Raw genomic sequence first — 21,630 nt, forward strand, 5'->3', positions numbered from 1 at the left:
TGTACCCATCGAGCCACGCCCGAGCTCACCGTGCTGCCCGAATCGGCGAATCAGGCGGCTAAACACTCCTTCTGATCCACAAAACACTGCCTAGGCGGCGAACACATTGGCGAAGAATCCGATCGCCGCGAACACGAATGCCAAGATCACCGCCCAGACCACAGTGATCCCCAGAAGGGAGAGCGTGAAGGCATGCGCCCCCGCGATCACGACCATGAGAAAGACAGCACCGAAGTCGGAGACCAGTTTTTCCCAGGACAGGAAAACCAGAAAACCGGCGATGAGGCCCGTCACCATGGTCAGGATCGCCACTCCGGTCACACTCCAGAAGCCGGGTGAGGAAGAGTCGGCGTCCTTCGGATTCTGGTCACCCGAACGTGGGGCGTACTGCGTGACCGTGACCACGGGAGTGGCTCCCGGGTTCCCCGCGGCGACTTCCTTGTCATGATCGAACGCGAGGACTGCCACGATCACGCCGACAACGGCCACGACAAGGGCCAGAACAGCCGCAGCCTCAGCGTAGACGGTAAGTCGTCGGGGCTTCGCGGGATCGTCCGCCATGCTGGTCCTCACAACGGGGAGAGCGGCACAGGGCCAACACTCTAACGAGACACTCGGCGAATCGTCAGCGGTGCCGCCGGCGACGCAGGTCCCATGGCGGTAGGCGGTGTGCGCACTGCGGCGGCCAGTCGGTCGTCGCCACGGTTCGGACATAATGACCGATGTGCGAGTCGAACTGCTGGGACCCTTCGAGGTCCGGAACCGTGATGGGGCCCTGGTGGAGGTCCCCGGGATTCGGCTGCGCGCACTGCTCGCCGCCCTCGCCCTCGAACCCGGCCGGATCGTCACGCGTGCGCGGCTGGTGGACTGGATCTGGGGGCAACAGCCGCCCGCGGACGAAGCGAATGCCTTGCAGGCGTTGGTGTCCCGGCTGCGCAGGGCGCTGCCGGACGGTGTGATCGAGGCGGATTCCGGTGGGTACCGGCTGGCCGTGGCTCCTGATGCCGTGGACGCATGCCGGTTCGAGCACCTGGTCGGTCAGGCCCGTGCCGCCGAGCCGGCGGCGCGGGCGGATCTGCTGCGCTCGGCCTTGGCATTGTGGCGCGGTACGGCCATGGCCGACATCGCGCTGCGAGGCAGCGACGCGTTCGACGCCGTGGTCACGCGCCTGGACGAGCTCTACGTCGCCGCGCTCGTGGATCGGGTGGACGCGGACGTCCGTCTCGGCCGTGGCTCGGAGCTGATCTCCGAGCTGACCGAGCTGGTCGCCACGTACCCGCTGCGGGAGGGGTTCGTGGCGGCCCTGATGCGGGCGCTCGCCGAGGCGGGGCGCGGGACCGAGGCGTTGACCGTGTACCAGCGGACGCGCGAGCTGCTCGCCGAGGAGTTGGGCGTCGATCCGTCGGCCGAGCTCTCCGCGCTGCACACCGCGTTGCTGCGCGGCGAGCTGGGCGAGCGGGCGGAGAACCGCAGGACGAACCTGCGCGCCGAGCTGACGAGTTTCGTCGGCAAGGACGATGACATCTCCGCGGTCGCCGCTCTGGCCGTCAAGCACCGGCTGGTCACCTTGACGGGGCCCGGTGGCTCCGGCAAGACAAGGCTTGCCACGGAGACCGCGCGGACCATGCTCACCGAGCTGCCGGACGGGGCGTGGCTGGTCGAGCTGGCTTCGGTGCGGGCAGGAGGTGAGCTGGCGCAGGCCGCGCTCACCGCGATGGGCCTGCGTGACCAGGCACTGCTCGGTGGCGCGCGGGGTGGGGAACCGATGGATCGGCTCATCGCCGCGGTCCGGGAGCGCGCGATCCTGCTGATCCTGGACAACTGCGAGCACATGATCGAGGCGGCCGCGGCTTTCGCGGATCGGCTGCTGGGCGAGTGCCGGAGGCTGCGGATCCTGGCCACGAGCAGGGAACCACTCGGCATCACCGGGGAGGTGCTGTGGCAGGTGGAGCCCCTCGCGCTGCCCGCCACGGGAGCGGACTCCCCCGCGGTCGCTTCCTCGCCCGCGGTGCGGCTGCTGCGGGACCGCGCGGGTCTGGTGCGCAAGGACATCGGCTCCGACGCGCAGACCATGTCGGCCATGGCGCGGATCTGCCGGGCACTCGACGGGATGCCGCTGGCGATCGAACTGGCCGCGGCACGGCTGCGCACCATGTCCGTCGATCAGCTGGCACGCCGGCTCGATGACCGATTCCGCCTGTTGACCAGCGGCAGCCGTACGGTGCTCGCCCGGCACAAGACGCTGCGCGCGGTCGTGGACTGGAGCTGGGATCTGTTGACCGAGGCCGAACGGGGAGTGCTGCGGCGGCTCTCGGTGTTCTCCGGCGGGGTGAGCCTGGAAGCTGCCGAACGGGTGTGCGGGGAGGAGGCGCCCGCCGGGGAGCAGGTGTTCGACGTGCTGAGCGCGTTGATCGAGAAGTCGCTTCTGCTCGCCGACGGCGAGGGCACGCCGCGCTACCGGCTGCTCAACACCATCAGGGAATACGCGGCGCACCGGTTGGCCGAAGCCGGGGAGACCGAGCCGGCGCGCCGGGCCCATCTCGCCTACTTCACCGAGCTGGCCGAGACGGCCGACCCGCACCTGCGCCGGGCCGAGCAGCTGGAATGGCTGTCCACGCTCGAGGCCGAGCACGACAACATCAGCACGGCCCTGCGCGGGGCGATCGCCGTGGGATGGGCCCAGGAGGCGATGCGGCTGGTCGCGGCCGCGGGCTGGTACTGGTACCTCAGCGGGCACCGGGCCGAGGGCGCCGAGTTGAGCATCGCGGCGGCCTCGCTGCCCGGCGAGGTGTCCGATGAGGTGCGGTCGATGGCGTACCTGATGGTGACGATATTCGTGACCTCCGGGGTCAGCGGCGACCAGTATCTGGCGCGGGAGTGGATCCAGGAGGCGCACCGGCTGGCCCAGCGCAGCGGGTCCCGCCGGCCGCTGCTCGGGTTCGTCGCGCTGCTGGAGCGGACGCTGCAGGGCCCGACGGAGCTCCTGCCCGCGTTCGAGCCGCTCATCGCCGATGACGATCCATGGGTGCGCGCGCAGGCCAGGCTCACTCGTGGCCGGTTCCGGCTCACGCTCGGCGGCGACGAGACTGACGTGGACATCGACGGCGAGATCGCCCTTGCCGAGTTCCGCACGCTGGGCGACCGGATGGGGATCTCGTACGCGCTGACCTTCCTGGCCGACCGGCTCGCCATGCGCGGCGAGTTCGCACGCGCGTGTGAGCACTACGAAGAGGCGGTCGTGGCGCTGACCGAGGTCGGCGCGACCGAGGACGTGGTGGGCATGCGGGCGCGGCTGGCTCAGCTGTACTGGCTGCTCGGCGATGAGCGATCCAGCACCTCCGCCATGGCGGAAGCACAGCGGATCGCTGACCGGATCGTCTGGCCGGACGCGCTCGCGGAGCTGGCGCTCTCGAAGGCGCAGCTGGCGCGCTGGCGCGGCGAGCCGGACCAGGCACACCAGCACCTGGCCACGGTGCGGGCGGTGCTGGGCGACGCCGACATGGTCGACTCCCTCCGCGCCGCGACCATGGACCTGTACGGCTACCTCACCGAGGATCTCGACAAGGCCCGCGCGCATCGGACCGAGGCGTTCCGCGCGGCGGTACAGCACGCGTTCCCCCCCACGCTCGCCGAGGTGCTGGTCGGGATCGCTGATCTCGCGCTGCGCCAGGGAGAGTACGAGCAGGCGGTGCGACTGCTCGCGGCAAGCGACGGCGTGCGCGGCACGCCGAATCGTTCACACCCGGACGTTTCCAGGATCGCCGCGGACACGCGGAATCGCCTCGGCGAAACCGTGTTCACCGAGGCGACCCGCGACGGACAGCGGCGGGATTGGCGGGAGCTGGCCGAGATCACGCTCGCTTCGTGAACGTCGCCCGCGCCCACAGGTAACCGACCAACGTGAGCCCCGCACACCAGGCGATCGCCGTGATGGCCGAGCCCGCCGACGGGGTGCCGGTCAGCAGCCCGCGCAGGGTTTCGATGATCGGGGTGAACGGCTGGTACTCCGCGAACTCCCGCACGCCCGGTCCCATCTTGTCGGCCGGCACGAACGCGCTGCTCAAGAAGGGGAGCAGCATCAGCGGGACACCGAGGATGCCCGCGCTCTCCGGCGACTTCGCCGCCAGGCCGGCCGCGACGGTCAGCCAGCTGATCGCCAGTGCCGCCAGCATGACGATGCCGATCGCGCCGAGCCACTCCGGGAAACTCGCCGACGGGCTGAATCCCATCAGGAACGCGACCCCGATGATGAGCGTGATGGCCACCAGGGTTCGTAGCATGGTCGCGATCACGTGCGCGTTCAGCACCGCGGCCCGTGACACGTGCATGACCCGGAGCCGGTTGATGAATCCGGTGGTCATATCGGAATTCACCCCCGTCGCGGTGGGGCCGATTCCGTAGCCGATGGTCATGATGATCAACCCTGGCGTGGCGTAGTCGACGTAGCCGGTACCGACGCTGAATCCGCCGCCCATGACGTACACCATGAGGAACATCAGGAAGATCGGCATGATGATGGCGTTGAGCAGTGTCAGCGGATTGCGCATCGTGTGCCGGAAGTTGCGCCGCAACATGGTCGCGGAGTCCGCCAGGGACGCTGAGACGGCATTCATCGGGCGCTGACCTCCTTGTTCCCGTGGCCGGTGAGGGCGAGGAAGACGTCATCCAGGTCCGGCGTATGCACCGACAGTTCCTCGACCTCTATGGAATGCGCGTCGAGCCGGTCGAGCAGCGCGCGTAACGACCTCACCCCGCCGTCGCCGGGAACACGCAGGGTCAGCTCCTCGTCGTCCCTCGTGGACCCGTGCAGGACCCGTGCCGCGACGTCGAGCTCGTGCCGAGCGGTGAACCGCAGCCGGACATGGCTGCCGGGAACTCGGCGCTTGAGCTCGTCGGCGGTGCCCTCGGCGACCAGGCGGCCCTGGTCGAGTACGGCGATGCGGTCGGCGAGCTCGTCGGCCTCATCGAGATACTGGGTGGTGAGGAAGATCGTCGTACCGTCGGCGACCAGCTCCCGGATGATCTCCCACATGGTGCGGCGGCTGCGCGGGTCGAGTCCCGTCGTGGGCTCGTCCAGGAAGATGATCCGCGGCTCGCCGACGAGCGTCATGGCGAGGTCCAGCTTGCGGCGCATGCCGCCGGAGTAGGACGCCGCCGGCTTGCCGGCCGCTTCCCCCAGGTCGAACCGGTCCAGCAGCCGGTCGGCGACGCGTTTGCCCTCCGCCTTGGGCAGATGCAGGAGGTCCGCCATCAGCGTCAGGTTCTCCTCACCCGTGAGCAGATCGTCCACCGAGGCGAACTGCCCGGTGACCCCGATCGCCGCGCGCACCGCCTTGGTCTCCGTGGTCACGTCGTGCCCGGCGACGACCACCTTCCCGGCGTCGGGGGCCAGCAGCGTGGTCAACACATTCACCGTCGTGGTCTTCCCGGCGCCGTTCGGCCCGAGCAGGGCGAAGATCGTGCCGGTCCGGACATCCAGGTCGATGCCGTCGAGCACGGTCTTGTCCTTGTACGCCTTCCGCAGCCCCGAGGCCGCGATCGCTGAACCGTTCATGGCGTCCACGATCGCGGACCGTCCTGATACCGGGCCGTTGCCGTGCTGACGCGGCCACTGACAGCACCTTCAGGCAGCGGTACGCAGCGGAACCTTCGTCAGTCTGATCGCGCCGGACTGACGCTCGGCGACGTCGTGTCAGCGGTCGCGTCAGCACGGCGACGGCCTGATGTCAGAGGCGTCGGCGACCGTGGATGTCAAGAACGGTTCAGGGCCGATGAGAGGAACAACCATGGAGCACACCGTCACCACGCTGCCGGCCGCCCGTCAGTCCGGCTGTCCCTTCGACCCGCCCAAGGAGCTGATCGAGGCCCGCGAGCAGAGCCCGATCAGCCGCTACCCGTTCCCCGACGGACACCAGGGCTGGCTGGTCACCGGCTACGACCTGGGCCGGTCGGTCCTGGCCGATCCGCGGTTCAGCTCGCGCAGGGAGCTCATGAGCCACCACCCGACCATCGACTACGGCGGCATCGAGGTCCCGCCGGCGCCGCCCGGCGAGTTCCTCCTCATGGACGAGCCCCAGCACAGCCGCTATCGCAAACCACTGGTGGGCAAGTTCACCGTCCGGCGGATGCGGCTGCTCACCGAGCGCGTCGAGCAGATCACCGCCGACCACCTGGACGCCATGGAGAAGGCCGGGCCGACGGCGGACCTGGTGACCGCGTTCGCCAAGCCCATCCCCGCCATCGTGATCTGCGAGCTGCTGGGGGTGCCGTACGAGGACCGGGGCTCCTTCCAGGACAACATCGACAAGTTCCTCGGCGGGGAGGTCGGCGACGAGGAGCTGATGGCGGCCTACACCGCGACCCAGCAGTACCTCGCCGAGCTGGTGGTGGCCAAGCGCGCCCACCCCACCGACGACGTGCTCAGCGACCTGCTCGACAGCGACCTGACCGACGAGGAGCTGCAGGGGATGGCGCTGATCCTGCTGTCGGCCGGGTTCGACACCACCGCGAACATGCTGGCGCTGGGCACCTTCGCCCTGCTGCAGAACCCGGAGCAGCTGGCCGCCCTGCGCGCCGACCCGGCGCTCACCGACCCGGCCGTGGAAGAGCTGCTGCGCTACCTGACCGTCGCCAAGACGTTCCTCAGGACGGCGCTGGAGGACGTCGAGCTGGGCGGCCACACCGTCAAGGCCGGTACGACGGTCATCCTGTCGTACAACACCGCCAACCGCGACCCCGAGCGCTTCGCCGATCCCCACGTCCTCGACCTCCGCAGGCGGGACGGCGGCCACCTGGCCTTCGGCCACGGCATCCACCAGTGCCTGGGCCAGCAACTGGCCCGCGTCGAGCTGCGGGTCGCGCTCCCGGCACTGGTCAACCGCTTCCCCACGCTGCGGCTGGCCGTACCGGCCGAAGAGGTCGCCCTGCGCCCGGAGACCGCGGACATCTACGGGGTCAAGAGCCTCCCGGTCACCTGGGACCTGTGACCCCGAGCCGGGGACTGCGTGGCTCTACGCCTCCGGCTACCCGCGGCACGCGAGCACACCACTGCCGTTGCGGAACGGACGAGGTGGGAACGTCGCCGCTCCTCAATCACGGCGTTCGGGGGCGCTGAGGACGTCGGCGAGGTCGTCCACCGGCAGTCCCCGGCCCGGCTTCGCCTGGGGCGCGGTGATCGTCATCGGCTTGTCCCAGTTCCGGTACTGCGTCGCCAGGTGCCCCCGCAGGATCCGGTCGTGCCCGAGCCCCGGGACCTGCGGCCGCGGGTGCGCGTAGAACCGCCAGCCGACCCGGTACGGCCATCCGCGGTCGTCGTACATGTACGTCCACGTCACCTCAGAGGTCCCGAGAGCCGAGGTACCCGCGGCCTCGCGGAAGCTGGGCGAGACGCGATAGAGCTCCTTGAGCTTGATCGTCCCGGTCAGGGTGTAGATCCGCTGCTTGCGGCCGGTCGTGTGGTCCTTGAGCCAGGGCGCGACACTCTTGCGGCTCCTGGTGGACAGCAGCTTGCTCAGCGTGGCCGGTTCCAGGACGTTGATGAGCTGATCGCCATACGCGGCGGCAGCGCCGCCGGCCCGGCCGGTGCGCACCCAGGTCTTCGCCCGCGGCGCAAGCTGGTACTGCCAGCCGCCCACGCTGATCGTGCGTAGCGTCCCCACCGTGCGGAGCACGCCGGCGAAGTAGGGGTCCTTGGGCGCCTCCTCCACCATCAGCTCCTTGTTGCTCACGCTGAGCTGCCGAACGTGCTCGGAGGCGATCACGCCGGCCCGCCCCAGCTTGACCTTGCCGGTTCCGCTCACTCCCATACCGCTCCCGATGAAGGTGCGCCTGCCGTTGCTCAGTTGCACCTCCTTGGACAGGTCTGTGGAGGCCTGGCCGTAGAACTCGGCCGTCGCGCCGGCCCCGCGGGCGAGCAGCGAGCGCAGACCCGCCACCGGGTCGGGTTCGGCTGTCTGGGCGTGTGCTGTGGTGGGAGCGGCGGCGACGAGGGCTAAGGCGATGATGAGGGGTTGCATGCCGTACATCCTGGTGGTGAGTGAAGATCAAGTTCAGGTGGAGTGAATGTACATGTGATCACGCCGGGATGAGCGTCATGGGGCTCCTGCCGCCCGGCGCCTGGCGCGCCACGCATCCATCTGTCAACCCGGGATGACGATCGCTTCACGGCCCGGCTCTCCCCTTTCGGCGGCCGGTATGAGGAGGCCGTTGCAGCGCTGCGGTTCGCCGCGACTTGTATGTGAGGGGCTCCGAGAGCCGCACTCCTCAGGCAAGATCACCTGCGCTGCACGGCCTGTGCCACACTGCGCAGATCCGAGATCGAAACCTGCACGTCCTTCCGCCGAGCGGCCCATACTACAACGGCATCAACAGCATCCACCAATAGAAGGCCGAGGAATCCGAATGCGTCATCATAGGAGCCCTCGGGAACGGCGGCCTGCACAATAAGCACGCCATTGCTGAATCTACCGGTACGCACGCCAGCGAATTCGGGCGCCAAGAATTCGCCGCCCACCTGATAGATTACATTTACCAGGAAGAGGGCGCGGACTTGCCCTTGCAACTCTTGCAATCGCAGTGTTATGTCACGTATCGCCGCCTCGACATCCGTGTCGATATCCGGCCCGCCCACAACCGAGCCAGTCATAACAACTTGCCGGTCGATGATACGCTGCATCAAATGGCACCAATCGCGAGAATATGATCTTGATAACCGCGGCGACCTGTCCGGCGTCCGAGTTGTCGCAGGCGGCGCGCCGAATTTAACTTTTTTTCCGCGAAGGCGGCAGCGCACCTCCTCTTGCCAGTGTCGGATACGTAACGCAGCCCCAGCGTTTTCAGATGGATATCGCCACACCACCCACGGACTATCAGGGTTGACTCACCCTGCAGCGAGTCATAGCCAGGCCTCGAATGAGCCCAAATACTATAGCTGAGACATATCGCGAAGCTGCCGTCGAAACTGGCATTCAACGCCAGACATCGCACCTTGGGGGCATGCAACACCGCGCTGAACCGCTCAAACGCGTCAAGCAGAAGAAGGTGCCCAGGGACAACAGCATCGACCGGCGCTGTGTGGTCAACCCGCCCAAGCTCGAGAACTCCTCGTCAGTCTCTCCTACATCGGCAGCTGGCATCGCGGACGAGGCCGCCGCCTCGTGGCGTTCTTCGCCACCCTCTACTTCGCCGGCCTCCGCCCGGCCGAGGCGATCGGGCTCAGGGAAACGGACTGTGCTCTACCAGAGGAAGGATGGGGACTTCTCACCCTCGAAGTCACCCGCCCGAGCAGCGGCAAACAGTGGACCGATAGCGGGACCGTGCACGACCAGCGCGGACTCAAGCAGCGAGAGGACCGAGATGTCTGGCCCGTGCCGATCCCGCCGGAACTGGTTCGTATCCTGCGGGCGCACCTTGAGGAGTTCGGCACGGCCACGGATGGACGCCTGTTCCGCAACGAGCGTGGTGGGGTCCTGGGCGCCTCCACCTATGCGCGGGCCTGGGAGGAGGCGCGTCGCTTGGCCTTGACGCCGAAACAGGTCGCCTCACCCCTTGCCGGAAGACCCTACGACTTGCGTCACGCCGCCCTGTCCACCTGGCTCAACGCAGGTGTGGACGCCACGGTGGTAGCCGAGCGAGCGGGCAACAGTGTGGAGGTCCTGCTCAAGCGGTACGCCAAGTGCCTCGACGGACGCGACAGCCAGATCAACCGCCGCATCGAGGCCGCCCTTGAAACCTGATCGAGCTCAACCGGCACGGTTTTGAACTCTGTCTTCGCCGTCCGGGAGGGCGACCACGGAAGAGTCGCCCTCTCGAACGGCGATAAGATCGAGATAGGGGCTCCGATTGGTTCAAGGGGCGACCGCTACCGTGGAGTCCTTGATTGGTGCACCACGCTGCCAGTTGCGACCCTTGGTCGCCCCGAAGGGCGACCGCCACCCGAGAGCCTGCCGGGGCTGCTGTTCCGCGTCTACCTGTTGCGACCCTCGGCTGCCCCGGAGGGCGACCGCCACTCCACCGTGCCGAGATGCAGCCGCCGCCCGGCCTGGTCGTTGCGACCCTCGGTCGCCCCCGAGGGCGACCGCCACTGGATGTGTTGCGCGAGCGCGGGCTGGTGGTGACGTTGTTGCGACCCTCGGTCGCCCCGGAGGGCGACCGCCACCTGTTCGCCGACCAGGCGGGCGCCGCGCTCGTGGCAGAGTTGCGACCCTCGGCTGCCCCGGAGGGCGACCGCCACCACCGTAGGACGTCTCGGTCGTGCCCTGCTCCACCTTGTTGCGACCCTCGGTCGCCCCGGAGGGCGGCTGCCACCGCAGCAGGCCGGCGGCGCCGCTGGTGGCGCTGCGTCGTTGCGACCCTCGGTCGCCCCGGAGGGCGACCGCCACCTAGCCCGAGTTCGGTCTGGCCCTGCGCAAGTCGAAAGAGTTGCGACCCTCGGTCGCCCCGGAGGGCGACCGCCACGGGGCGGGGCGATGGTCATGAGAGGGTCCCTTCGGTGTTGCGACCCTCGGTCGCCCCGGAGGGCAACCGCCACGTCTGCCAGCCAGTGCGGCTGGTGGGTGCCCAGGTAGTTGCGACCCTCGGTCGCCCCGGAGGGCGACCGCCACAGGACAGGCCGCACATCGAGGTGCTCGGGTTGTGGGAGTTGCGACCCTCGGTCGCCCCGGAGGGCGACCGCCACGGGGCGGGGCGATGGTCATGAGAGGGTCCCTTCGGTGTTGCGACCCTCGGTCGCCCCGGAGGGCGACCGCCACCGCCGATCTTCAAGACCTCGCTCTGGACACCCCGGTTGCGACCTTCGGTCGCCCCAGAGGGCGACCGCCACGTCCAAGACGGGGACGGCTGGTACTGGATCTACGAGTTGCGACCCTCGGTCGCCCCGCAGGGCGACCGCCACTCGGCTGACGTCGCATGGTGGCGTGTAGGCCATGACGTTGCGACCCTCGGTCGCCCCGGAGGGCGACCGCCACTCGGCTGACGTCGCATGGTGGCGTGTAGGCCATGATGTTGCGACCCTCGGTCGCCCCGCAGGGCGACCGCCACCCTGGAGCAGCCGGTGGTGGACCGGGACTCACTCCCAGTTGCGACCCTCGGTCGCCCCGGAGGGCGACCGCCACTCGGCCGTGACTTCCTGGCGGGAGCCGACGTCCTGTTGCGACCCTCGGTCGCCCCGGAGGGCGACCGCCACGTACGAGGTCGACGCCCTGAAGGGCGGCACGCATTGGGTTGCGACCCTCGGTCGCCCCGGAGGGCGACCGCCACGCGGCGGCTGAGGAGGAGTAGGTGCCGGAGAACTCGTTGCGACCCTCGGTCGCCCCGGAGGGCGACCGCCACACGGCTGGGTCAGGCCGGCGTTGCCCACCAGGCCGAGTTGCGACCCTCGGTCGCCCCGGAGGGCGACCGCCACATGCCGCAGTACGGGCCGGTGCAGATGGTCACGGTGTTGCGACCCTCGGTCGCCCCGGAGGGCGACCGCCACCGGCGTGGCCAAGACTGCGGCCACGCTCGCCCCACAGGGGTTGCGACCCTCGGTCGCCCCGGAGGGCGACCGCCACCCTTGACCGGGTTGAACTTGGTCTTCGGCTCGCACGCCAGGTTGCGACCCTCGGTCGCCCCGGAGGGCGACCGCCACCGTGATGGACCCACCGGACCCGTTCTTGACGTGGATGTTGCGACCCTCGGTCGCCCCGGAGGGCGACCGCCACGCCGGCATGTCGGGCGGACTCACGGACGTGCTGACGTTGCGACCCTCGGTCGCCCCGGAGGGCGACCGCCACCACAGATGAGGTGGATCGGAAAAGCCCCAGACGAGACAGTTGCGACCCTCGGTCGCCCCGGAGGGCGACCGCCACTTGACAGCGATCTCAGTCTCGCGCATGTCACGGCGTTGCGACCCTCGGTCGCCCCGGAGGGCGACCGCCACCGGCGGGGACTGCTCGGGCCTGGTGTGGCGGGCGTTGAAGTTGCGACCCTCGGTCGCCCCGGAGGGCGACCGCCACTGGACACGCCGAGCGGCGGCCACTCCGAGATCGACTCGTTGCGACCCTCGGTCGCCCCGGAGGGCGACCGCCACCGGGGCGAGAGATCTGGAGCTCGGCCTTGATCAGGTGTTGCGACCCTCGGTCGCCCCGGAGGGCGACCGCCACCTGGCGCAGCGCCGCCACGCCCGCCGCCGAGCTGGCGTTGCGACCCTCGGTCGCCCCGGAGGGCGGCCGCCACCCGGGTGCCGCAGGCCCACTTCGGCCCGATCAAGGTGTTGCGACCCTCGGTCGCCCCGGAGGGCGACCGCCACAAACAGGACCTCCCCGGCACCCAACGACGCATTCAACGTGTTGCGACCCTCGGTCGCCCCGGAGGGCGACCGCCACAGGCTGTGGTGAAGGAGGGCACTCCGGCGGGTGTGGGTTGCGACCCTCGGTCGCCCCGGAGGGCGACCGCCACCCTGAGAGACAGAAAGGAGAAGGGCGAGTGACAGACGCGTTGCGACCCTCGGTCGCCCCGGAGGGCGACCGCCACCCCGAAGGGGAAGCGACACAAGAACCGATCGGGGAAGAGTTGCGACCCTCGGTCGCCCCGGAGGGCGACCGCCACATGAGGTTCGCCACACAAGGGAGCTCCGTGGGTTGGTGTTGCGACCCTCGGTCGCCCCGGAGGGCGACCGCCACTGCGGCTGGCGGTCACGGGCGAGTTCTGCACGATCGCGTTGCGACCCTCGGTCGCCCCGGAGGGCGACCGCCACCTCCAGCCCATGCGGCTCAAGTGGATCATTCACAAGGTTGCGACCCTCGGTCGCCCCGGAGGGCGACCGCCACCTCCAGCCCATGCGGCTCAAGTGGATCATTCACAAGGTTGCGACCCTCGGTCGCCCCGGAGGGCGACCGCCACGGCACTTGAGCAGGTGTTATGCCTTCTCGGTACCGATAGAAAGATTCACGGATTCACTTATCAAGGAACGTATCGGGCGATAACTCCTTAGGAACCTACCGCGTGTCGCGTGAGCACTTGAGGTTCCGAACTAAAGGATGAGTGGATCATGATGGGGTGCAGGCTCAGCTACGCCCAGGCGGTGCACCGTATCGAAGCCGTTGCTCGGCAGCCGATAGACCCGCACCGAATCGTCGGACGCATCGATGATCCGGGTTGCGGAGTCGAGCAGGGTGAGTAGCTCGGCGTCCGTGCAGGTGATCTCGAACACGGACTTCTGCACGCGATGCCCGTAGCCCTCGCACAGGTTGGCCATCTGTCGCAGCCGGCGACGGCCCTCCGGTGTGGTGGTCACCACGTCGTACGCGAGGAGCAGTTGCATCAGCCGACCGTCCAAGGGATGTAGGCAGGCAGTTCGCCGCGGATGTGCCTGGCAAGCAGGCGGGCTTGCACGACGGGCAGCAGCGAGGCGGAGACCTTGCGCCCGAGCAGTTTGTGTGGCCAGTCCTTGTGCTTCCACGCCTGCCACTCGCTGAGGACGAGGCGCCGGCCGTCCTCCGTCATCTGGACCGCCCCGCCCGGCAGGGTCTCGAAGTGCTCCTTACGCAGTTGCTTGCGGTTGAGCAGGTTGAGCGCGAGCCTATCGGCATGAATGGGACGGAACTCCTCCATGAGGTCCAGGGCAAGAGCCGGCTTGCCGGGGCGCATGCCGTGGAGGAAGCCGAGGTACGGGTCGAGGCCTACCTGCTCGGCAGCTCCGTGGACGAGAGCCCGGGTCAGGCCGTACAGGTACGACAGCAGCGCGTTGACGGGATCGGTGGGAGGACGCCGCGTCCGGTTGGTGAAGGTGGCGATGTCGGACGGCGGGCGCAGCATGTGGGTCAGTCCCTCGAAGTAGAGGCGGGCCGCCTGGCCTTCCAGTCCCATGAGTTCGTCGAGGGTTCCGGCGTCTTCGGTGCGGGCCAGGAGGTCCTCAATGTCCTGCGCGAGCGACCGCAGCGTGACCTGCGCCTGATCGGTGGCGTCGCGGGCTCCGCGGAGGAGGATCTGCCGTGAGTTCTGCAGCTTGCCGGCGACGCAACTTTCGGCGATCTGCAGGCGCAGAACGGGATCGGCATGCGAGAGGTGCTGAGCGTGGCGGAGCATGACGTTGCCGCGGGTCGGCCCGTCGACTCGGCCGAGGAAGCGTCCGGACAGGCTCATCCAGACCACGGACCGGCCGTCTTCGGCGCACCGGGCGAGCAGTTCGGCGGACAGGGACACGTGACCGTAGACCACGATGCCGTCCAGGCGGCGCAGAGGCAGTGTCTTCTTGGGAGTCTCCGGAATGACAATCTTCAGGCTGTCGTGGTCGAGATGGAGGCTTGCTCCTTGGGTCTGGACGTAGAGGGTGTTGAGGAGTTCAGTCATCCCATGCCGCTTCAGGTTGAGGGGTGAACAGCTTGGACGCGGCCCGCGTGATGGCGTCCTTGCGGGCGAGGACGCGGGGCATGCACATGTCGTGCATCGAGCAGCGCCGGCATCGCCGATCAGCGGCGGCGCCGGGAAGCGTGGCCGTGGCAAGCGTGCGCCGTACCTCGTCGGCAAGGGTGAGGACCCGGTCCCGGGCGGCGGCGTCGACCGCGACGGTGTGCCTGCGCCGATCGGCCGCAGAGTAGATCACGCCTTGGCGGATCGAGCACCCGAACATGGCCTCCAGACACATCGCCTGGCCGGTCACCTGTACGTCAGCGGGTCCGCCCGGCGTGTACGAGCCGGACTTGTGCTCTACCGGGATGATGCGCCCGTCGCGGTGGATCTCGACCACGTCGCAGACTCCTACCAGCGCGAGCCCGTCGTGCCACACCGGAAGGGCCCGCAGAGTGCGCACGGCGCCGCGGGTCTCGTGCCCCGGCTCGTGGACGCGCTGGTGCAGGAGGGTGCCGCGGATGGTCGCCGCGTCATCGGCGTATCCGTCCTCCAGGAGGATGAGGCCGGCCTGGCGCGGGCAGAAGGCGTGATGTTCCAGGGCCGACAGCGTCACTTGCTGAAGGGGGACGCCGTCGGCCTTCGGAGCGGTGTCGGTCACCCGACGACGGAGGTGAAGGCGACCCCCTCGGGGAGGTCGTTCCCGACGGAGATGGTGTAGTCGGCGAACGAGCGCGGGATCGGCTGCTTGGCGGCGACCTTGACGCGGTCGAACAGCTGATGAGCCGGAGCCCGGCCGAAGGGATCGTCGTGGCTGAACACGTGCAGGCCGCGCAACGCCATCTCGCCGCGGGTGGAGGCGCGGTCGTGCTCGAACATCAGCGTCATGGCCCTCCAGAACGTCTCCAGGTCCTGGCCGGTCACGCCGGTGCGGCGGGCCAGAGGGGCGCTGAAGTGCCCGTAACCGAGGTAGAGGGCGTAGGGGATCATGTGCTTGTTGCCCATCTCGGTCGACTCGCCCTTGTCGATGTCGTCCTGGCGGGTCTGGGTGATGCGGGTGATGCCGTGCTCCTGAGGGAGGACCACGTCGATGGACCGGGAGAAGGTGAGCTGCATCGGGCCCTGGACGCGTCCGCACGGCTTGGTGCCGGTGGTCATGACGGCGCCGAACATCCGCACGTCGTAGAAGGTCTGGCACATCCACTGCTGCGCCTCGAACTCGGACTTGCGCCGCTGCTTGGGGTACAGGTTCAGCGCGGCGTAGGCCCGCTCGTGCTGGGCGTTGAGCGCGACTCCCGCCTCGACGTAGATGTCGTAACCGGCGACGCCCTCGTTGATCAGCGCCACCATGTTCCGGATCTTGCGCTTGATCGCCACGTCGGTGACCAGGCCATGGCCGGTTTCCGGATCGGTCCGCGGCATGCCGCCGGCGTCGGGGTCACCGTTGGGGTTACCGTCGCGCACGTCGAACAGGAAGACGAAGTCGTGCTTACGGGCGGGGTCCAGGTGGACGGACATGCCGAGGAATTCCTTTCGTAGGGAAGGGACGACGGGTCAGGCGGACTCGGGTGCGGCTGCCTTGCGCGCGGCAGCGGCGGCGCGGGCCGCCTCCCGGTCGGCCGATCTCTGCTGGTGGTAGCCGAGGACGAACCGTCCCTGACCGGCGAGGTCCAGGGTGGCCGGCAGCTCGGCGGCGAACCTCTGGAAGATCTCGTCAAGACGCTTGTCCAGGGCGATCCCGGCGGCCTTCCTGCTGCCGCGCAGCCGCCGTAGATGGCCGGTGGCGTTCTTGCGCAGCATGGTGAGCACCGGCAGCGGCCTGGCCATGGCCGCGCCGAAGAACTTGTCACCGATGGTGGTGTTGATGTTGTCCAGGGCGGTGCGCTGGATGTCCTCCAGGACCGCGAAGACGCGCCCGCACAGGTAGGCGGGGTCGCGGGTGTCAAGGTTGAGATGCTCCAACAGGATCTCCTTCATGGCCGGGGTGGCTCGAACGAGCAGCAGGCGCAGGAGCGCGGCGCGCGGCAGGTCCACGCGATTGTCGGCACGGACGCGCTGGATCAGGCGGGCCAGTAGGTTTGCGGGCAGCGGCGTGCCGTGCAAAGCGGCCGCCATGAGGTCCCGTTCGGCCGAGCGGGGCGCGGTGTCCCTGACGTAGCCCTGCTTGCCGTGCCTGCCCAGTGCGGCTGCCATCCGCCACAGCGGAACTCGTTGTGGCCCGTCCTCCCACAGGTCTGCCATCTCGTGGTCGGCGAACCATGTGTCCAGGTGCTGACACAGCTCGATCAGCGGGACGTCGATCCAGTCGCGGATCACCACGCGGCTCTGGTTGGCCGACAGCGTCACCGCGTAGAAGTCGTTGTTGTTCAGCCAGTCCGCGCGCCGAGCGGGCGGCAGGTGCACCTGCTCGATGATGCCCTTGACGTCCTGCGGCTGAGCGTCTCGGACGGCGCCGAGCAGGGAGAACGGAGCCGGACGGCGCAGCCACCACACCAGGACGCTGTCGGTGCCGCGGTAGTGGTGCTGCCGGTCTGCCAGGAGCGCGTTCAGTGCGGACATCGCCTGCCCGCCGCAGGTGTCGCAGAGCGGCGTGTTGGCCAGTTGTGTGATGCCGCCGCGCCCCTGGGCGGTCTTGTTGATGGACACGAGCTGCGCGTCCCTGCCGCGGCCACCTGCTACCGGGATGCCGCCAGGCTTCACCGGCTCGGGAATGGTGGCCAGCAACGGCCCTTCCTCTCCGCAGGACAGGCAGATTCCCTGGCCGCCGGCCGCGCTCTTGCGTTCCCGTACGATCTGCCCCCACACCTGAACGGCGGACGGCAGGGCGTGCACCCATCCCTGATCCGTGCGGATCGCCACCACGTCGGACGGCTTGGCCTGCACAGGGATCTCCACCTCGGAGAAGGCGCCGCTTCGCAGGAAACGGACGACAGGCTCGGCCAGCGGCTCGTCCTTCGCCCACCGGTGGACCAGTTCGGCGAAGTCCTCGGCACGCCGGCGGGCATCGGCGATCTGCTTGTCGCTGTCGTCCTTGGGCATCGCCAGGACGTACTGCAAGGTGTCGGTGAGCAGGAACGGCAGGGATCCGGTGCCGGAGCGCTGCACGTAGGGGGTGTCCAGCAGCACTCCTGACTTGGATTCAGCGGTGCTGAGGTCCACCAGGCGACCTCCGCGGGGGCGTCCGTCCCCGTCCAGGTCGATTGCCCACCGTACGTTCCGGGTGCGGTAGTACGGCGGTGGGAGGTCGCGCCTGTCGCCGGCGTGCGCCGCGAGCTGTCTGATCAGCACGGGGTCACCGCCTGCCGCCGGTACGCGTGTCGGCGCCCGGCAACTCGATGCCTTCGCGGGGAATCGCCAGCACGCCTCGCTGGAGTTCCGCCTGGAACCAGCGGTAGCTCTCGCCCTCGGGACCGTAGACGATGCTGTGCAGCATCACGCCGAGCTTCTCGTCGTGGGGAATCGGCTCGCAGCCGGTGTTGGGTCGGAAGGAGGCGGAGAACTCGCGGACACCCATGAACGGCTGTGAGTAGCAGGCGCCACGCTCGACTCTGCGGCGGAGCTGGTCGCGGTACTTGGCCTCGGGATCGGTGGCGTGCGGGCGCAACCGGACCTGGGCGTGGATGCGGTAGGCGACGTCACGCAGGCACACCATGTTGCGCTGGTCACGGTCGGCCTCCGCATCGAAGCGCACGCTGGTGTCAGCCATGGCCTCGCGCACCCAAGCCATGGTCAGCATGGAGGAGACCTCGTTGCGGCGGATCGACGCCCACCGGATGGGCTTGAGCACCTCGATGCGTGTGACCTGGTAGCCGAACTCCGGCTTCCAGAAGATCGCCTCCAGCACGCCCTTCGCAGCCGACGGGGTCATGACCGGGTAACTCATCCGCTCGGTCTTGAACTCGGGGCGGGTGAAACAGGCGTACGGCGCCTCGACCTCCACGACGAGCGGCAGAGGCGGATGGTGAACGCGACGGGTGGTCAAAACACCAGCTCCTGGGGGTCGGGGGAGGTCATCTCGATGCCTCGCCGCGGGTGGTAGTCGCCGAGCCATTCGAGGAGGTCACCGACGACGGGGGTGGCAAGTCCTTCCTGCAGTGCCTTGCGCGCGGCACCCCGAGGCAGGGTGGCCAGATAGGGACGCAGAGCACGCAGCTGCGCGCCTGCTCCAGGATGCCCGGCACGCAGGTGGGCGAGGATCCCGTCCAGCTTCTCGGTGTCGCCATAGCGCACTGCAACGGGAACGGTCCATTCATCGATCATGCGGAACAGCTCGGCCACGTGAGGGAAGTCATGGGTCTGGCGGCCCTGCTGGATCTCGTGCCCTGCCGCCTCGACGTTGTGGAAGTCGAACCTGGCCCGGTAATAGGCCTCCAACGCGTCCAGATCGTCGGGAGGGCAGTGAGGGCCGAACCTGGCGCGGGTGGCCTCCAGCGCAGCGCCGTACAACCTGTCGGCCGCCTTGTTGCCGTCCTCCGGGTCGAAGATGGTGACCTGTCCGTACGGCAGCCGCCCGCCTCGGTTGACTCGGCCGGCTGCCTGCTGAAGGGAGTCGGCGGAGGCAATCGCCCGAAAACCGGCCGGGAAGTCCAGGTCTACTCCTGCCTCGACCAGTTGGGTGCTCACCACCGCGACCGGCTCCTCGTCGGCGAGACGCCGCGTGATCTCGTCCAAAGCAGCGCGCCGGTGCGCGGCTGCCATCCGTGTGGACAAGTGCAGCGCCGGCCGATGCTCCTCCACGAGCTCGTGCATCCGGGCGGCGTCCCTGGTGGTGTTGACCACCACGAGGACCTGAGTCTCCGCCGCGGCCTGCTCGGCGATCTGCGCCATGGTCGGCTTCGGATCCAGGAGCCACCGGTACCGCACTCGGCTCAGAGCCTTGTACAGCGGCTTCGGCTCGGCGATGACGTCCCTGATGCGCGTGCCCTGCAAGGGGCTGAGCAGTTCGAACGGTGGTTGAGTGGCTGAGGCCAGTACCACCGTCACACCGAACCACTGGGTGAGGCTGCGCAGCGCGGACACGATAGGGATCAACAAGCGGTCCGGCAGCGCCTGCACCTCGTCCAGGACGATCACCGAACCGGCCAGTCGGTGCACGCGGCGCATCGCCGCGGGCTTGTGAGAGAACAGGGACTCGAACAGCCGGATGGTGGTCGTCACCACGAAGGGGGCGTCCCAGTTCTCCGCGGCCAGCCGCTGCCACCTCCTGCTTGCCCTTCCGTCGTCCAGATCGATGCCGCTGTGGTGCTCCAGCACCACCGGATCCTCACCCTCGATGTCCAAGAGGTTGCGATAGACCGAGGCGTTCTGCTCGGTGATCGACATGAACGGCACGGCGACGATGACGCGTTTCATGCCGTGCAACCGGGCGTGCTGCAGGGCGAAGCCGCCCGCCGCGAGCGTCTTCCCCGAGCCAGTGGGCGCCGGAATGCGATAAATACCTCGCGGTCCCTGCGAAGCCTCCACGCACTGCCGGTAGACCTCTTGACGCAACCCGTCAATCGGCGATTCCGGTTTGTTTTCGAGCAGATTCTGGCGTCCCCGCTCGAAACGCTCAGCCAGATCAGCGGCAGAAACCGGATGAAAAGGGCGCGCGACGCCAGCGAAATGCTGCTCAGTGTCCAAAAAATCCGCATCAACCACGGTGCTGTAGACCATGCGAACCAGGAGATCCAACGCATAAGGGTCATCGGCCGCGGCCTCGTGCAGCCAGGCGGGTGGTGCGATCGGTTCCGACGGATGAATCTCCGGAACGATTTCCCCGACCCGCCGAATTGCCTCGGCGACCAGCGGATCGGCGTCCGCGAAGCGCAACTCCTTCTTGAGTCGCGTCGCGTCCGGCAGCCCTCCGTGATGACCGAACACCACGGCGGACATGATGCCCAGGCCGTGCTGGTCCAGCAGCCAAGTACCCGCATGCTTGTGCGGAATGCCCACCCGGCCGCCCAGGCGCTCCGCATCGATCAGGCCGCGCTGCCACTGGCAGGAGCCTTTCCCTACATCGTGCAACAGACCGCAATGAGCAGCGAGCGAGCCTGCGCCGAAGACCTCGCCGAAGGCGCCTGCGTGCCATGCGGTTCCCCGCAAATGGTCGGCGAGACCATGGCGAAGCCTGTCACTGTCCCGAGCACTGTGCGCCCACAAGCGGTCGCTCACGCACACCCCTTGGTCGGAGGATCCCTGCGAGAGCTGAACTTTAGGAGATGCCGCCGACAGTTTCGCGAAGTTCCACCAAATCGGCGCTCAACAACCCTGATCGCTTCATGTCGGACAGGGCGGCCGTCTCGGCCAGACGACCCTATGCGCGTAGACAAGTCATGATCAATAACGTGATCCCTGGGGAGCTGCTCGATCCGCGTACGCTCCCGGCATAGCCTTACGCCTGTTGTGCTTGCCGTGCCTGTGCTTCGGAACCTGGAGTGCTCATGCGACACGCGGTAGGTTCCTAAGGAGTTATCACCCGCAATGTTCCTTGATACGTGAATTCGCAAGTCGTCCTGTCGGTGTCGAGGGGGCATATTGCCTACTCAGATGCGGTGGCGGCCACCCTCCGGGGTGGCCGAGGATCGCAACGGCTTCGGGACGTCGCCAGCAGCGGTCACCGCCGGTGTGGCGGCCACCCTCCGGGGTGGCCGAGGATCGCAACCCGCAGGTGACAGGGGTGGTCCCGGTCCCGGTCCCGGTGTGGCGGCCACCCTCCGGGGTGGCCGAGGATCGCAACCCGCAGGTGACAGGGGTGGTCCCGGTCCCGGTCCCGGTGTGGCGGCCACCCTCCGGGGTGGCCGAGGATCGCAACCGGGCTCTACTGTCTTCACCGGACCCCCCGGTCCGTGGCGGCCACCCTCCGGGGTGGCCGAGGATCGCAACACATGGCCGGTCCAGTCGAAGAAGATCGCGCGGCCGGGTGGCGGCCACCCTCCGGGGTGGCCGAGGATCGCAACCTCCCACCCGAAGGCGCCGCCGGCCAAGCAGGGCAGTGGCGGCCACCCTCCGGGGTGGCCGAGGATCGCAACACGTTAAATGTGTCATTGGGTGCCGGGGAGGTCCTGTGGCGGCCACCCTCCGGGGTGGCCGAGGATCGCAACCTCCCACCCGAAGGCGCCGCCGGCCAAGCAGGGCAGTGGCGGCCCCCCTCCGGGGTGGCCGAGGATCGCAACACCGGGGCCGTAGTCCGAGTCGACGTGTACACGGGGTGGCGGCCACCCACCGGGGTGGCCGAGGATCGCAACCTGGTGGTCGCGCTCACCCAGCTCACCGCCGCGGTGGTGGCGGCCACCCTCCGGGGTGGCCGAGGATCGCAACCTCGGC

15 protein-coding genes and 2 CRISPR repeat arrays (1 of these 17 only partly in view) are annotated in these 21,630 nt (G+C 68.6%); of the genes, 3 read left to right on the forward strand and 12 right to left on the reverse strand.

What is annotated here, in order from left to right; genetic code table 11:
- Positions 1-90: 90 nt before the first annotated feature.
- A complete protein-coding gene (locus ACIBG4_RS39660; RefSeq protein WP_397207452.1) occupies positions 91-561 on the reverse strand; it encodes a hypothetical protein in 471 nt (156 codons plus the stop codon).
- Positions 562-715: 154 nt separating this feature from the next.
- On the opposite strand from ACIBG4_RS39660, the gene ACIBG4_RS39665 reads away from it, so the two are divergent.
- Positions 716-3,868, forward strand: a complete 3,153-nt coding sequence (locus ACIBG4_RS39665) for a BTAD domain-containing putative transcriptional regulator (RefSeq protein ID WP_397207454.1) — start codon at positions 716-718, stop codon at positions 3,866-3,868.
- On the opposite strand, the gene ACIBG4_RS39670 is transcribed toward ACIBG4_RS39665, so the two are convergent.
- Positions 3,852-4,613, reverse strand: a complete 762-nt coding sequence (locus ACIBG4_RS39670) for an ABC transporter permease (RefSeq protein ID WP_397207456.1) — start codon at positions 4,611-4,613, stop codon at positions 3,852-3,854. The genes ACIBG4_RS39665 and ACIBG4_RS39670 overlap by 17 nt on opposite strands.
- Positions 4,610-5,554: an ATP-binding cassette domain-containing protein gene (locus tag ACIBG4_RS39675; protein WP_397207457.1), complete on the reverse strand. Its 945-nt coding sequence runs from the start codon at positions 5,552-5,554 to the stop codon at positions 4,610-4,612. The genes ACIBG4_RS39670 and ACIBG4_RS39675 overlap by 4 nt, the downstream gene beginning before the upstream one ends.
- 232 nt (positions 5,555-5,786) lie before the next feature.
- Between ACIBG4_RS39675 and ACIBG4_RS39680 the strand changes: the two genes are divergently transcribed.
- Positions 5,787-6,986, forward strand: coding sequence for a cytochrome P450 (locus ACIBG4_RS39680; protein ID WP_397207458.1), 1,200 nt, complete (start codon positions 5,787-5,789; stop codon positions 6,984-6,986).
- Positions 6,987-7,088: 102 nt separating this feature from the next.
- Here ACIBG4_RS39680 and ACIBG4_RS39685 read toward each other — a convergent pair whose 3' ends face one another.
- Together ACIBG4_RS39685 and ACIBG4_RS39690 are read right to left on the reverse strand one after the other, a co-directional pair.
- On the reverse strand, positions 7,089-8,015 hold the full coding sequence (locus ACIBG4_RS39685; RefSeq protein ID WP_397207459.1) for a hypothetical protein: 927 nt from the start codon (positions 8,013-8,015) through the stop codon (positions 7,089-7,091).
- A gap of 257 nt (positions 8,016-8,272) precedes the next feature.
- The gene (locus ACIBG4_RS39690) at positions 8,273-8,674 is read right to left on the reverse strand and encodes a hypothetical protein (protein ID WP_397207461.1); all 402 of its coding nucleotides are present in this window, start codon (positions 8,672-8,674) and stop codon (positions 8,273-8,275) included.
- 481 nt (positions 8,675-9,155) lie between these two features.
- Between ACIBG4_RS39690 and ACIBG4_RS39695 the strand changes: the two genes are divergently transcribed.
- The gene (locus ACIBG4_RS39695; RefSeq protein ID WP_397207463.1) at positions 9,156-9,734 is read left to right on the forward strand and encodes a tyrosine-type recombinase/integrase; all 579 of its coding nucleotides are present in this window, start codon (positions 9,156-9,158) and stop codon (positions 9,732-9,734) included.
- Between the two features lie 162 nt (positions 9,735-9,896).
- A CRISPR array of direct repeats spans positions 9,897-12,879; the repeat unit is 37 nt; unit sequence GTTGCGACCCTCGGTCGCCCCGGAGGGCGACCGCCAC.
- A 130-nt stretch (positions 12,880-13,009) separates the two neighbouring features.
- On the opposite strand, the gene cas2 is transcribed toward ACIBG4_RS39695, so the two are convergent.
- From cas2 to cas3, 7 genes are read right to left on the reverse strand one after another with little or no spacing between them, the layout of a single operon-like run.
- Positions 13,010-13,300: a CRISPR-associated endonuclease Cas2 gene (gene cas2 / locus ACIBG4_RS39700; protein WP_355438975.1), complete on the reverse strand. Its 291-nt coding sequence runs from the start codon at positions 13,298-13,300 to the stop codon at positions 13,010-13,012.
- Positions 13,300-14,328 (reverse strand): type I-C CRISPR-associated endonuclease Cas1c, encoded by a 1,029-nt coding sequence (gene cas1c / locus ACIBG4_RS39705; protein WP_397207465.1) that lies wholly within the window; start codon positions 14,326-14,328, stop codon positions 13,300-13,302. The genes cas2 and cas1c overlap by 1 nt, the downstream gene beginning before the upstream one ends.
- Complete coding sequence (cas4, locus tag ACIBG4_RS39710; protein ID WP_397207467.1) at positions 14,321-14,986, reverse strand: CRISPR-associated protein Cas4; 666 nt, start codon at positions 14,984-14,986, stop codon at positions 14,321-14,323. The genes cas1c and cas4 overlap by 8 nt, the downstream gene beginning before the upstream one ends.
- Positions 14,983-15,843 (reverse strand): type I-C CRISPR-associated protein Cas7/Csd2, encoded by an 861-nt coding sequence (gene cas7c / locus ACIBG4_RS39715; protein WP_397207469.1) that lies wholly within the window; start codon positions 15,841-15,843, stop codon positions 14,983-14,985. The genes cas4 and cas7c overlap by 4 nt, the downstream gene beginning before the upstream one ends.
- Positions 15,844-15,879: 36 nt before the next feature.
- Entirely contained in the window at positions 15,880-17,613 is a 1,734-nt protein-coding gene (gene cas8c / locus ACIBG4_RS39720; protein ID WP_397207471.1) for a type I-C CRISPR-associated protein Cas8c/Csd1, read from the reverse strand.
- A 4-nt stretch (positions 17,614-17,617) separates the two neighbouring features.
- A complete protein-coding gene (gene cas5c / locus ACIBG4_RS39725; RefSeq protein ID WP_397207473.1) occupies positions 17,618-18,307 on the reverse strand; it encodes a type I-C CRISPR-associated protein Cas5c in 690 nt (229 codons plus the stop codon).
- A complete protein-coding gene (gene cas3 / locus ACIBG4_RS39730; protein ID WP_397207475.1) occupies positions 18,304-20,478 on the reverse strand; it encodes a CRISPR-associated helicase Cas3' in 2,175 nt (724 codons plus the stop codon). Before cas3 ends, cas5c begins: the two co-directional genes overlap by 4 nt.
- A gap of 380 nt (positions 20,479-20,858) precedes the next feature.
- A CRISPR array of direct repeats spans positions 20,859-21,630; the repeat unit is 37 nt; unit sequence GTGGCGGCCACCCTCCGGGGTGGCCGAGGATCGCAAC (it continues 646 nt past the right edge of the window).

Origin of the sequence: Nonomuraea sp. NPDC050383 (assembly GCF_044459125.1) — a bacterium.
Classification (GTDB): domain Bacteria; phylum Actinomycetota; class Actinomycetes; order Streptosporangiales; family Streptosporangiaceae; genus Nonomuraea.